Origin of the sequence: Lawsonella clevelandensis, assembly GCF_003241315.1 — a bacterium.
GTDB lineage: Bacteria > Actinomycetota > Actinomycetes > Mycobacteriales > Mycobacteriaceae > Lawsonella > Lawsonella clevelandensis_A.
In genome coordinates this window covers 407,585-421,166 of record NZ_QFOZ01000001.1, presented here as the reverse complement: position 1 = coordinate 421,166, position 13,582 = coordinate 407,585, and the positions used below count along the sequence as shown (strand labels likewise).

Annotated in this window: 11 protein-coding genes; all 11 read right to left on the bottom strand. The window is 51.6% G+C overall.

Annotation, left to right across the window (positions count from 1 at the left end):
* Nucleotides 1–8 precede the first annotated feature (8 nt).
* Nucleotides 9–1,577: an RsmB/NOP family class I SAM-dependent RNA methyltransferase gene (locus DI579_RS01915; protein ID WP_303678597.1), complete on the bottom strand. Its 1,569-nt coding sequence runs from the start codon at nucleotides 1,575–1,577 to the stop codon at nucleotides 9–11.
* Entirely contained in the window at nucleotides 1,574–2,530 is a 957-nt protein-coding gene (gene fmt, locus DI579_RS01910; RefSeq protein ID WP_290595274.1) for a methionyl-tRNA formyltransferase, read from the bottom strand. The genes DI579_RS01915 and fmt overlap by 4 nt, the downstream gene beginning before the upstream one ends.
* A 55-nt stretch (nucleotides 2,531–2,585) precedes the next feature.
* The gene (def, locus tag DI579_RS01905; protein WP_290595275.1) at nucleotides 2,586–3,107 is read right to left on the bottom strand and encodes a peptide deformylase; all 522 of its coding nucleotides are present in this window, start codon (nucleotides 3,105–3,107) and stop codon (nucleotides 2,586–2,588) included.
* A 75-nt stretch (nucleotides 3,108–3,182) separates the two neighbouring features.
* On the bottom strand, nucleotides 3,183–5,234 hold the full coding sequence (locus DI579_RS01900) for a primosomal protein N' (protein ID WP_290595276.1): 2,052 nt from the start codon (nucleotides 5,232–5,234) through the stop codon (nucleotides 3,183–3,185).
* Between the two features lie 73 nt (nucleotides 5,235–5,307).
* Nucleotides 5,308–6,537: a methionine adenosyltransferase gene (metK, locus tag DI579_RS01895; protein WP_290595277.1), complete on the bottom strand. Its 1,230-nt coding sequence runs from the start codon at nucleotides 6,535–6,537 to the stop codon at nucleotides 5,308–5,310.
* Nucleotides 6,538–6,670: 133 nt separating this feature from the next.
* On the bottom strand, nucleotides 6,671–6,964 hold the full coding sequence (rpoZ, locus tag DI579_RS01890; protein ID WP_290595278.1) for a DNA-directed RNA polymerase subunit omega: 294 nt from the start codon (nucleotides 6,962–6,964) through the stop codon (nucleotides 6,671–6,673).
* An 84-nt stretch (nucleotides 6,965–7,048) separates the two neighbouring features.
* A complete protein-coding gene (gmk, locus tag DI579_RS01885; RefSeq protein WP_290595639.1) occupies nucleotides 7,049–7,594 on the bottom strand; it encodes a guanylate kinase in 546 nt (181 codons plus the stop codon).
* 80 nt (nucleotides 7,595–7,674) lie between these two features.
* Nucleotides 7,675–7,995, bottom strand: a complete 321-nt coding sequence (gene mihF / locus DI579_RS01880; RefSeq protein ID WP_290595279.1) for an integration host factor, actinobacterial type — start codon at nucleotides 7,993–7,995, stop codon at nucleotides 7,675–7,677.
* A 154-nt stretch (nucleotides 7,996–8,149) separates the two neighbouring features.
* On the bottom strand, nucleotides 8,150–9,031 hold the full coding sequence (gene pyrF, locus DI579_RS01875) for an orotidine-5'-phosphate decarboxylase (protein ID WP_290595280.1): 882 nt from the start codon (nucleotides 9,029–9,031) through the stop codon (nucleotides 8,150–8,152).
* On the bottom strand, nucleotides 9,031–12,381 hold the full coding sequence (gene carB, locus DI579_RS01870) for a carbamoyl-phosphate synthase large subunit (RefSeq protein ID WP_303678596.1): 3,351 nt from the start codon (nucleotides 12,379–12,381) through the stop codon (nucleotides 9,031–9,033). Before carB ends, pyrF begins: the two co-directional genes overlap by 1 nt.
* On the bottom strand, nucleotides 12,382–13,563 hold the full coding sequence (gene carA / locus DI579_RS01865) for a glutamine-hydrolyzing carbamoyl-phosphate synthase small subunit (protein WP_290595282.1): 1,182 nt from the start codon (nucleotides 13,561–13,563) through the stop codon (nucleotides 12,382–12,384).
* Nucleotides 13,564–13,582: the final 19 nt, after the last annotated feature.

Here is a 13,582-nt window from a genome sequence, read left to right as displayed (position 1 = left end):
TCCTACGTCTATAACGACTCGTGAGAGGGACGGCGGAGGAGGGCCACGAACATGGCGTCAGTTCCATGTCGGTGCGGCCACAGCTGGATGAAGGGGGCACTAGTGAGATGGTAGACACTATCTTCACCTGCCCAGTCTGGCCAGATTTGGGTGGCATCAAGGATATCTAGGCCGGTTTCAATAGCTACATCCCGCACTACTGCTTCGGTTTCTCGAAGATGCGGCGAGCAGGTGGAATATGCGATAACACCACCCGGCCGTACTAGTTGGGCTGCACTCGTCAAAAGTTCATGCTGTAAAACAGTAAGATCAGCGAGATCACTGGGCTGACGAGTCCACCGCGACTCTGGGCGTCGTCGTAATGATCCCAGCCCAGAACACGGAGCATCCACGAGAACACGGTCAAAGCCAGGATCAATCTGCGGGTCTCGACCATCGGCTTCTACAACCGTAACGGGTAGGTCAGAACATGCTTTTCGAACCAGATCTGCACGGTGATGGCTGGGCTCTACCGCTGTAACAGTGGCTCCAGTGATGGCAGCTTCTGCTCCTAGGAGTGCAGATTTACCGCCGGGACCAGCACATAAGTCCAGCCATCTCCCCTGGTCTTCCCCTTCTAGCGGCGCTTTCCGAAGGGTGAGAGCCACAATCTGTGATCCTTCATCTTGGACCCGTGCATGTCCTTCGCGGACAACATCAAGACGGCCTGGATCACCGCCCTCTGTCAGATGTACAGCATAGGGGCTGAGAGGTCCTGTCTCTCCCCCCGTCATAGCGGTTACTTCCATTGCCGTCGCTTCGCCCGGCAGCGCCACAAGATGCACAATTGGCCGTGTATCATCAGCTTCTAATGTTGCAGCGAGTTCTGGTGAATCTTCGCCAACATGCAATGCTCCGGCAAAAGCCTCCACAATCCAGCGTGGGTGAGCTGTGTGGTAAGCAAGAGCTCCAACCGGATCACGCTCTTCCTGTGGGCAGCAGCGTTCTTCCCACTCTGTAGGAGTACTCCGGGAAATAGTACGCAATACAGCATTGACGAAACCGGTGGAGCCCTGTCCTCGTTCAGCACGTGCTAGCTCAGTAGATGTCGATACGGCTGCATGCTGCGGGACACGTGTGCGGAGTAGTTGATATGTCCCTAAACGCAAGATATCCAGTAAATCTCCATCGATTTCGGAGACCGGACGATGGGCCGCTTCCTCGATAACAGGATCAAGAATCCCCTGGGCACGAACAGTACCGTTAGCGAGCTCTGTGGCAAATGCGGCATCTTGCTTATTAAGATGGCGATGCCGCAGTTCCTGAGATAACGCGATGTTGGCGTAAGCACCATCTGCCCGCACTGCGCGGATAACAGCCAACGCTGTTTCGCGTGCCGCATCTTCAATTGCTTGTCCGTGGCGTCTGTGCGCATGCTGCTGGTGGTGGCGAGACGATGCTTTATCATCATGCTTTACTTGCGTATTTTTTACAGTATCAGTGTGACGCTGCGCCGGTTGTTGCTGCTGTGCAGAGTGTTGTTGAGCAGACTTTCGTTGTGCCGCCACTTTTGACCGAGATCGGAATCCTCCACTCATTGCAGCGTCTCCCCTCCTTGTAGATGAGCACCGCGTGCCCAATCTGCTGCCCTCATCATTTTCTTCCCAGGCGCTTGGATAGTGGCAAGCTGTAAAGTTTCACTAGCCGTCCCCACTAGGACGTGCTTTCCAGTGAATAGTACTTCGCCGGGTTGAAGTTTAGTGTCGCGAGTAGAGAGATACTGCATGGCGGCAGGGTGGAGAGCCTCTACACCCCCAATTTTGAGACGAGAGTCGCCAAGCATAGTCCATGCTCCAGGAGCAGGAGACATAGCCCTAATATGGCGGCTGACAAGGTGGTCGGGAAGATCCCAGCGAATATGCGCATCTGCTGTAGAGATCTTAGACGTATAGCTCACTCCATCAGTCGACTGTGGAAGTGGTTCTACTATTCCAGAAGCAATGCCATCCACTGTCTCAACGAGTAAATGAGCCCCCACTTCTGCAAGACGCTGCATCAGTGTTTCGCTTGTATCCGTCGCCTGGATGGGCTCGGTTATTGTCCCATAGACCGGACCAGTATCCATTCCCTCATCAAGGCGGAATGTAGTAGCACCAGTAATCTCATCACCAGCCCAAATAGCCGATTGTACAGGTGCTGCACCGCGCCATTGCGGCAGAAGGGAAAAATGAAGGTTAACCCACCCATGCGCAGGGATCGACAGAACCTCCGGACGCAGCAGCTGACCATAGGCAACTACCGGACAACATTCCGGTTGATACTCGCGCAGTTCGTCAATGAAAGCAGGATCGCTGGCAGAAACTGGTTTAAGCACGGGGATAGAATGCTCAGCCGCGCACTGTGCCACCGGTGAAGGATGTACCTTACGACCACGACCAGCGGGCGCATCGGGCTGGGTAACGACGGCAACAACATCGTGCTGTGGAGAATCAATGAGGGCTTTAAGAGAGGGAACAGCCGCCTCTGGAGTTCCTGCAAAAACCAGCCGCATGAAGATCCTTTCTAGGACAGAGAAAAGGGGGCACAATAAACAACCTGAGGTTGTGCTACCCCTGCGGTTGTAGAGTGGACTGTCCAAACCAGTTGGCATTGCGGACTTCTGCCATGGAGAGTTTACGATTCTCCGCAGACTGTTGCTTCATGAACATAATGCCGTCGAGATGGTCACTCTCATGCTGGATACAGCGTGCAAGCAATTCGGTACCTTCATAGCTGACATCGTTTCCGTGACAGTCCTTACCGTGTACGACAACGTGGTTATAGCGTTCCACATCCCCATAGACGCCTGGTACAGAAAGACAACCTTCCATACCGTACTGCATTTCATCGCCAATAGGCTCCCACACCGGATTAATAACGTATCCCGACTGTTCATCCCCACAATCAAAAACGAAGAGACGTTGAGACACTCCTACCTGGGGTGCAGCTAAGCCCACACCATTATCAGCACGCATAGTGTCGAACATATCTTCCACAAGCTTTTCCAGTGCGCCGTCGAACTCCGTCACCTCATCAGCGCGGGTACGAAGAACCGGATCCGGGAAAAGTCGGATAGGAAGAACCGCCATAAAAACCCTTTCACTAATATGCCATCTACCAGCAAGTATAATCACTCTACACGGTAGATGACGTATATCTGAAGACTAGCCAATACGAGTAGGATCAACGTGGATACGAACCGGTATGTTTTTGGTTTTCGCAGATCGATAGCGACTTATTTTACGTACCTCAGAAAGAATATCGTCAAAATTATCCCCATTATCCCGCAGTAGCATCCGCAGTGGCTCTTCCCCACTATCCGCACAACTAGCGGGGAGAGACTCAAATACAGGAAGCTCTATAGGCCCAAGAGTGTCGACAGAAACCTCTGCAGTGACATCAGAAACAAAATCTTTCACAGCAGAGAAAGGACCATCAATCGCAATAAAATGACGACTCGGCGGTAGCAACGCACTCTCACGCTCTGCACAAAGGCGCTCCGCGACACCAACCGGATCCCAGCGAATAAGTCCCTGGATAAGGGGGTGACGCGGCTCCCCCGCAATGATCGCTTCTCCACCTTGCGAAAATGGTCGGACAAGCCGAACAGCATTGCACCATAAACGGAGTGTATCTTCATCAGCTGAGAGATCCGGACGTTGCGTGAGTGCCCACGGATCGAGAAGCACGACAGCACCATATCCCGACGGCGCAACAGGCTCACTCCCCGGTGTCGAGACAACAATCATAGGGCCAGCAGCAATACGTTCTTTTCGCTCATCCCCATAGGAAAGGACAACAGGGAAACCTGGAAAAGCTCGGCCTAGCTCCTCAGCAGTACGACCAGCACCCTTCGTAGCAGCTCGCAAGGTATGGCTGCCACAGTGCTGGCATGTAAAACGTGGTTCCGGTGTACCACACCAGCGACACACCGGAATACTGGCGCCCTCCGCATTTGTGCTACGTGACAAACCAAGTGGACCTCCACAGTGGCGGCAACGTGCAGGCTCACGACAATTCCCACACACTAAAGTAGGAATATAGCCGCGTCGAGGAACCTGGAATAGTACCGGTTCATTGCGTTCTAAGGCCGCCTTCACCGCTCGAAAAGCAGTATGTGGAATACGGGCTGCCCGTGCTAGAGGATCCCTCTCAAGTGCTTTATCGGAGTCTCCTGGAGCAGTAATCCGAGGAAGCTCCTTCTTCAACTCGCTATGCTCAGGCTGCAGATAATGCGCCCACCCCTCCTCCACGCGATAGCTCATCGCAACACTGCAGGACCATCCTGCAGCGAGAAAATTAGCTCCTGTGCTTTCCGCACGATGTGCTAATACATCTCGCAGATGAGGGTACGGTGCATGCAGATCCGCATAGATATCATTCCCATCATCCACCATGAGAACGGTGTGCAGATTCCGCAGTGGTGTAAAAGCCGCACCACGAGTACCGATTACCACATCAACAACGCCATAAAATGCGTACAACCAATTCCGGTAACGCGGAGCCTGCCCAGACGCAGCAGATAATGCGGCAATGCCAGTGTCACCTAAACGCTGCACAATATCGTTATACAAGGGATCAAGATCATACTGATCCGGCACAAGGATGAGAACTGATCCTCCTGCTGCACGAGCAACAGTAATAAGATCGCAGGCACGCGCCGCCAGATCCTCATGCGGAAGTAACTGCCATGCTGCCCGTACACCACCCCGTGGAAGTGCCGCCACCATACTCGTTCCCCACCGGTAACGCCCCCACGCGGCACGCGATTCTTCCGCCAAAAGATCGCAAGAGAGATCTGCGTCCACACTTTTCAGAACATCGGGAACTCGCGTAGCGGGTATCTCTTCCTTATCTACGCGAGCAACTCTAGGCGGAATCGCCAGACGAATGACGTCAGCTATCGTTCCCGCATAGCGGTGTGCTGTCCACTCCACTAACTCTCTATACGAACCTGTGAAAACCGGGTGTGGAGAAGTCACTTTACGAATAGGAGTTAACTTTCCCGGAAAATCTGATTGCGCACAGCGCTCCAACACATAACCATCCACCTGACGACCGTGAAAAGTGACGCGGACACGGACCCCCGGCTGTGCAGTATCAGAGAGATCAGTCGGTACAGAATAATCAAAGGGCCTATCCAAATGCGGCACATCAAGCAACGGCAATACCCGGGCAATAGGGTTTTCCGATGCGAAATGTGGTGAACCAGCCATGTCTATATTCTTACCAGAGACACGCGGAGTGCCTGTGAGAATAACACAGGCACTCCACCCAGTAGGTGATGTATTAGGCAGTCAATCCAGCTAGTGAAGCAAGATCAGCTGCACGATCAGTATTCTCCCAAGGAAGATCAATATCAGTACGGCCGAAATGTCCGTAAGCGGCAGTTTGCCGATAAATGGGGCGAAGAAGATCAAGATCGCGGACGATGGCGCCGGGCCGTAGATCAAATACTTCCTCAATGGCTTCTTGAATATGCAGAGGATCGCACTTCTCCGTGCCAAAAGTCTCCACGAAGAGCCCGACGGGGGCGGCTTTTCCAATAGCATAAGCAACTTGCACTTCAACTCGATCAGCAAGTCCCGCCGCTACCACATTCTTTGCAACCCACCGCATAGCGTAGGCAGCAGAACGATCCACTTTTGAAGGATCTTTTCCAGAGAAGGCACCACCACCATGGCGAGCCATACCACCATAGGTGTCAACGATAATCTTGCGACCGGTAAGACCGGCGTCGCACATAGGACCCCCAAGGATGAAACTTCCGGAAGGATTGACGAGGAGCCGTGGAGATTCTATATCCAGATCTGTTCCGCTCAGGCTTTCTAGTACCGGGTTGAGGATACGATCATGAATAGCTGGGGTTAGTTCACTGTCAAGGTCAATGCCCGCATCATGTTGAGTAGAAATGATGACGGTATCTAAACGAACTGCTTTATGACCGTCATATTCAATAGTCACCTGGGTTTTACCATCTGGGCGCAGCCACGGCAGTTCATTATTTTTACGTTCTTCAGCAAGGCGACGGGAGAGCCGATGTGCCAGTGCAATAGGCAAAGGCATCAATTCGGGAGTATCGGTGCATGCGTAGCCAAACATGAGTCCTTGATCGCCTGCACCTTGCCGGGAAAGCTCATCCTCATCACATTCGGTGCGTACCTCATGGCTGACATCAACACCACCAGCAATTTCTAGAGATTGCTGGCCAATAGAAATATTAATGGCGCAATTATTACCGTCTAGTCCCTTAGCGGTATCGTCGTAGCCTACATCGAGAATGGCGTTACGAACAGTGGCATCAATATCAACATGGGCATCACTACGAACCTCGCCACCAATATGCACCTGGCCAGTAGTGGCGAAAGATTCAATAGCGACATGTGAGTGGGGGTCTTGTGCCAGGTAAGCGTCAAGTAGTGTGTCGCTAATAGCATCACAAAGCTTGTCAGGATGTCCCTCTGTAACCGACTCGCTAGTGAAGAGACGGCGAACAGTACTCACGATATGATTCCTCATTTCTGCGGTGTGGGCAGACGTCTATTAGATTGGCACGAAAAACCGCCCGACCGCCAAAATATGACGGCAGGGCGGTACTTGCTTTTATTGAAACTATTCAGCAGCCTGTAAAAACATCCTGTTTTCTGTGAGGCTATTCCCCTTCAGTGCATTCGAGAAGATCCGCATCAATCTCACGCATTGCGATAGATAACGGTTTCTCATGCAAACGAGGTTCTACAAGCGGACCAACGTATTCGAGAATGCCCTCAGCAAGCTGATTGTAGTAATCATTAATTTGGCGGGCTCGCTTAGCAGCAAAGACTACGAGTGCGTATTTAGATGACACCTTAGTAAGGAGTTCATCCAACGGCGGATCGGTAATACCGATCGGTGGCTCGTATGGCTTCGGTGCTGCAAGACCATCATTTAGGCTCTGTTCAGCCACGTTCTGTGCCTCCGTGTGCCTGAGAGTGTTACTTTTCAACTCTAGGGGTAACACACTAAACAGGCAAATTAAGATTATATAACTTTATTTAATATCCCAACAGGATACTAACTCAGCAACAGCCTTATCGAGATCATCATTGACGATGACACGATCAAATTCATCCTGTGCTTTAAGCTCAGTTGCCGCAGTTTGTAGACGACGTTGAATAACATCGTCAGTTTCAGTTCCACGCCCGACAAGACGATCCACCAAAATCTCCCAGCTAGGAGGAGCAAGAAAAACGAGCTGAGCCCCTGGCATTGAGTGACGAATCTGCCGTGCACCAGCAAGATCTACTTCAACAAGAACGGGTCTTCCTTCCGCCAATGCTTGTTCGACTGGCTGGCGAGGAGTACCGGAACGCTGCAAGCCACCATGAATATCTGCCCACTCGAGCAGTTCATTATTATCGATGTAGTGCTGAAATTCTTGCGGCGACACAAAGAAGTAATCACGCCCATCAACTTCACCTGGCCGTGGCTGTCGTGTAGTGACAGACACAGAAAAGTACAGGTTAGGAATGAGTTCTCGCACGCGCTGAACGACAGTAGATTTTCCTACAGCAGAAGGGCCGGCTAGTACGACCAACCGACCCCTCTGAGTAGTTCTGTCGTCTGAGGATGTAGATACAGAAAAAGTTCTTCTAGTCTCGTCAGACACAGTGGAAACTACTCGCCAAAACCAAAACGTTCCAGCAGGGCACGACGCTGACGGTCACCCAGACCACGAAGACGACGAGTGGGAGCAATCTCCAACTCAGTCATGATTTCTTGTGCCTTTACCTTGCCTACCTTGGGTAGTGCTTCCAAAAGGGCGGAAACCTTCATCTTTCCGATGATTTCATCAGTCTCAGCATCTTTCAAAACAGTTTTAAGATCTGTTTCGCCCTTCTTCAGGTGTTCCTTAAGCTCGGCACGGGCACGACGAGCTGCAGCAGCCTTCTCGAGTGCAGCAGCACGCTGTTCGGGGGTTAGTTCAGGAAGGGCCACGATTCCTCCGTATCAAATAACTTTTATTAGCGGAACACGGTTATCGGTTCCGGGTACTTGAATAGCCAAGCACCAGTGTGTGTCGTTTATTTTCTTAAATAGCGTAGCACCAAACGACCAGGTACAACGCAACACAACAGCATGTTTTAACGGTTTACGCCAAATATTCAGAGTTAAACTTTGAAAGCTGCGTTGCTAAGTCTTCCACAGATGGACCGCATTCTAAAAGTGCACGTGAAATATTCGGAATTCCTAACGTACCTTTGTTCCCAACAATACGATCAACATCATCTTTTGTAGCTCCTTGCGCCCCTACACCAGGTAATAGGACAGGTCCGCAGAGGTTTTCAAGAAGCGGTGGTTGCTGTACTGTCGCACCAACCACTACGCCATAGGAACCTATACCCCAGCGCTCTTTTTCTATAGCGTTACATGCCGACACATAATCGACAACATACTGTGCGACGCTACATGAGGACGTTTCACTATTCTCCATACGTTCATCGGAATCTAATGAGGTAACAGCATTTTGAATAACTGCACCTTCTGGATTAGACGTACGGGCTAAAACGAATAGACCCTTCCCCGATTCCTGCGCTGCAGTAAAAAGAGGGGCAAGAGAGGCAACTCCCAGATAAGGGGATACCGTAAGGGCATCACATGCAAGCGGAGAGTCATCACGTAGCCAAGCATCGGCATAACCCTTATTTGTGGAGCCAATATCACCGCGTTTAGCATCAGCAACTACCAAAGTTCCAGCATCATGCAAATCTGCAAGAGCCTTTTCTAAGATGGCAAAACCTTGCGAACCAAAACACTCGAAAAAAGCCACCTGGGGCTTCACAAGAGCTACGCGGCCAGCAAAGGCTTCCACACAGATCTGTGTAAACTCCCGCAGACCAGCTACGTTCCACTCGAGTCCCCACTGCTGCATTAAAGCAGTGTGGGGATCGATACCAACGCAAAGACGACCAGTCTTCGCACATGCCTCTTGTAAAGCTAGCCCAAAAGGCTTACTGGAGCTACAGAGTGACACTAGCGGCCCCTATCCATACGGTGAAGTTCCTGCAGCGGGTACACAGTAAACTCTTCTTCTCCACGCAGTGCCTCAATACCCTGTACACATGCACCTGCACCAGAGACCGTCGTAACACAAGGAATGCCGCGGGAAACAGCTGCGGCACGAATACCATAGCCGTCTTCCCGAGAACCGGAATCACCCTTTGGTGTATTAATAATGAGATCGACTTGACCAGAATTAATGAGATCAACGACGCTCTCGGCACCTTCTGGACGGTCATCATCACCGGTCTGCTTGTACACATGTACGCAGTCGATACCGTTACGGCGCAGAATGTCGCTGGTACCACCCGTAGCGAGAATACGGAAGCCCATATCATAGAGACGACGTGCCGGGAATACCATGGCACGTTTATCCGTATTGGCGACGGAGATAAATACTGTTCCTTCTGTGGGCATATTGCCATAGGCAGCAGTTTGGCTCTTTGCGAACGCTTTACCGAAGTTGGTATCAATACCCATAACTTCGCCAGTAGACTTCATCTCTGGCCCCAGCAGTGTATCCACTCCTCTCCCGTCTACCTTGCGGAAACGGTTGAAGGGAAGAACAGCTTCCTTGACTGCAATAGGATGCCCCATAGGAATAGTGCCGCCATCGCCTTCTGCCGGCAGCATACTTTCCTGGCGAAGCTCAGCAATAGTAGCACCCAGCATGATGCGAGCACAGCACTTAGCCAACTGTACAGATGTTGACTTCGAGACGAAAGGAACGGTACGCGAGGCGCGCGGATTCGCTTCCAGGACGTATAAAGTATTCCCCTTTAACGCGTACTGGACGTTCATGAGTCCCTTGACGCCGATACCCATAGCAAGTGCCGCTGTGGAATGCCGAACCGCCTCAATATCACCGCGTCCAAGCGTCATTGGGGGTAGCGCACAGGAAGAATCTCCGGAGTGGATACCGGCCTCTTCGACGTGCTCCATGATGCCGCCCAGGTAAACCTCTTTACCGTCGCAGAGTGCGTCAACATCGATCTCAATAGCATCGTCAAGGAAACGGTCCACCAACACGGGGTGTTTCGGAGTGAGTTCAGTTGCGCGTTCAATGTAATCGCGGAGAGAATCCTCGTTATAGACAATTTCCATTCCTCTACCACCCAAAACATAGGAGGGACGGACGAGGACGGGAAAACCAATCTCGTTAGCGACTTCCGCTGCCTCTTCGAAGGAGATAGCAGTTCCGTAGCGGGGAGCCGGCAGTTGTGCAGCAGCGAGAACCTTACCGAATTCACCGCGATCTTCAGCGAGATCAATAGCAGCGGGCGATGTTCCCACAATAGGAACGCCTTCCGCCTCCAGTTTGGCGGCAAGGGACAAGGGGGTTTGTCCACCTAGCTGAACGATGACACCGACAACCTCGCCAGACTCACATTCTGAACGGTAAACTTCGAGGACATCCTCCAGCGTGAGCGGCTCAAAGTAGAGGCGGTCAGCGGTGTCGTAGTCGGTCGACACAGTTTCGGGGTTACAGTTGACCATAATGGTCTCATAGCCAACGGCAGAAAGCGCCTGAGCAGCGTGTACGCAGGAGTAATCAAACTCAATGCCCTGCCCGATTCGGTTGGGACCAGAACCCAAAATGATAACTTTTGGACGATCCTTCTGCGGGGCTACTTCAGACTCTGCTGCAGAATCATACTCATAGGCTGAGTAATGATAGGGAGTTTTCGCCTCAAACTCCGCCGCACATGTATCAACTGCTTTATAGACGGGGTGAATACCCAGGCGATTACGCAGGTTACGAACACCCGCTTCCCCATCAATTTCTGTGCGCAGGGACGCTATCTGGCGATCTGAGAAGCCATTGTATTTGGCAAGCTGAATCATCTCGCCGGTGAGTACAGGGGCATTGACAATCTCGTTGCGGACATCAACAAGAGCTTTAATTTCTCCGAGGAACCATGGATCAATAGCGGTAGCTGCATACAGATCGTCAATCGAAACACCTTGTCGGAGCAAGTATTCAACTGTGTAGATACGGTTTTCGGTAGGACGTTTGATCTCTTCGAGTAGATCCGCGACAGTTTTCTCCCCATTATTGGTGAGAGCATCATCGGGACGAGTCCAGAAACCAGCAAACTTCGTTTCTAGGGAACGCAGTACTTTGTTCAGTGCTCCACGGAAGTTACGGCCGAGGGCCATGGCCTCTCCCACTGATTTCATCGTGGTGGTGAGGGTGTCATCTACGCCAGGGAATTTCTCGAAGGCAAAACGTGGAGCCTTAACGACAACGTAGTCGAGAGTCGGCTCGAAGCTCGCTGGGGTTTCCTTAGTAATATCGTTAGGAATTTCATCCAGCGTGTAGCCAATCGCCAATTTGGCAGCGATCTTGGCGATGGGGAAACCAGTTGCTTTGGATGCAAGCGCAGAGGAACGCGAAACACGCGGATTCATCTCGATAACAACGAGGCGACCCGTCTTCGGATCCTGTGCGAATTGAATATTGCATCCACCGGTATCGACACCAACAGCGCGCAGAATAGCGATCGATTGATCACGCATTATCTGGTATTCGCGGTCGGTGAGGGTCATTGCTGGGGCAACGGTTATGGAATCGCCGGTATGAACACCTACTGGGTCGAGATTCTCGATAGAGCAGACAACCACGACGTTATCGTTATGGTCACGCATCAGCTCTAGCTCAAATTCTTTCCACCCAAGGATAGATTCTTCAATGAGAACGTTTGCTGTTGGGGATGCTGCTAATCCGCCGCCGGCAATACGATCCAGGTCCTCCATTGTGTAGGCCATGCCGGAGCCTAAACCGCCCATTGTGAAAGAGGGGCGAACGACTACGGGGAGACCGAGCTCTTCAACTGTTTCATGGACTTCGTCCATGGTGTAGCAGACGCGGGAGCGGGCTGACTCACCACCGATCTGTTCAACAATATCTTTGAAAGTTTGACGGTCCTCGCCGCGCTGAATGGACTCGAAAGAGGCGCCGATTAGTTCAACGTTGTATTTCTCGAGAAGGCCACGATCATGCAGATCAACAGCTGCGTTGAGGGCAGTTTGGCCACCAAGGGTAGGCAGTACGGCGTCAATGGGATGGCCGTCAGCAGCTTCTTTCTGGAAGATCTTCTCAATGTATTCTGCAGTAATAGGCTGCACATAGGTGGAGTCTGCAAACTCTGGATCGGTCATAATTGTGGCCGGATTGGAGTTAACAAGGGAGACACGAATGCCTTCTTGCTTCAAGACTCGACATGCTTGGGTACCCGAATAGTCGAATTCGCAGGCCTGGCCAATAACAATAGGCCCCGAACCGATGACAAGAATGTGGTTAAGATCGTCGCGACGTGGCATTTACTTCTGTCCCTTCTTGTCGTGTTTCTCAAGGAGATCAACAAACTCATCAAAGAGATAGTTTGCGTCGTGTGGCCCAGCACATGCCTCCGGGTGATATTGCACAGAGAAGGCGCTACCATCAAGCAGTTTGACGCCCTCCACCGTATTATCGTTGGGGCAACTATGGGAGATGAGTGCCCGACCATAAGGAGTGTCAAACTCCATGCCGGGTTCACCTTCCAAAGCAAAACCATGGTTTTGGGATGTAATAGCAATACGGCCAGTTTGGTGGTCTTTCACAGGGATGTTGATACCACGGTGGCCGAATTTCATCTTGTAGGTATCAAGCCCTAAAGCCCGACCGAAAATCTGGTTACCGAAGCAGATACCGAAAAGCGGCACGTCATTTTCCAACGCAGCCTTGGTGAGTGCAATAGACGCAGTAGCAGTGACTGGGTCCCCTGGGCCGTTAGAGAAGAAAAGCCCATCAACATCGAGATCGTGGACTTGTTCCCACGTAGCAGAAGATGGCAACATGTGAACACGCAGTCCACGGTTGACAAAGTTACGCGGAGTATTAGCTTTAATACCCAAGTCAATAGCCGCAATGGTAAAGCGATGCTCGCCTACTGGATCAAGGGTATACATTTCCCGCGTAGAGACTTCACTCGCAAGATCCTGACCAACTGCTGGTGGTTGTGACCGTACCTTTTCTAGCATTTCTTCGTCACTGGCCAGAGCGTCACCGGAAAAGATGCCAGCAAGCATACTGCCCTTTGTCCGAAGATGTCGCACGATGGCACGTGTATCAACATTCTGAATAGCAACAATACCCTGCGCTTCTAGTTCCTCCTGCAGCGTGTGATCTAATCGCCAGCTGCACGGCTGATGGGCATAATCACGAATGACGTATCCTGCAACATGAATTTTTCCCACCATGCCGTGGCGAACGGCGTCATTGGTGGGGTCGGCAGTCATGGACTCACCGTCGATACGATTCCACCCAGTGTTACCAATCTGCGGTGCAGTAGAGACAACAATCTGACGCCGATAAGAAGGATCCGTCAGAGTCTCCTGATAACCAGTCATACCGGTGGAAAAAACTGCCTCGCCCAGGGTCTCCCCTAGAGTTCCAAAAGCATGACCGTGAAAAATACGCCCGTCTTCAAGAACTAGGGCTGCTGGAATCCGCTTGCTCACTATTCCTTTTCTCCTCTTC

Bases quoted from the DNA above. Each gene is read 5' to 3' on its own strand.
- def (WP_290595275.1), bottom strand. From the start codon at position 3,107: ATGGCGGTTCTTCCTATCCGACTTTTCCCGGATCCGGTTCTTCGTACC.
- DI579_RS01900 (WP_290595276.1), bottom strand. From the start codon at position 5,234: ATGGCTGGTTCACCACATTTCGCATCGGAAAACCCTATTGCCCGGGTA.
- fmt (WP_290595274.1), bottom strand. From the start codon at position 2,530: ATGCGGCTGGTTTTTGCAGGAACTCCAGAGGCGGCTGTTCCCTCTCTT.
- metK (WP_290595277.1), bottom strand. From the start codon at position 6,537: ATGAGGAATCATATCGTGAGTACTGTTCGCCGTCTCTTCACTAGCGAG.
- carB (WP_303678596.1), bottom strand. From the start codon at position 12,381: ATGCCACGTCGCGACGATCTTAACCACATTCTTGTCATCGGTTCGGGG.
- DI579_RS01915 (WP_303678597.1), bottom strand. From the start codon at position 1,577: ATGAGTGGAGGATTCCGATCTCGGTCAAAAGTGGCGGCACAACGAAAG.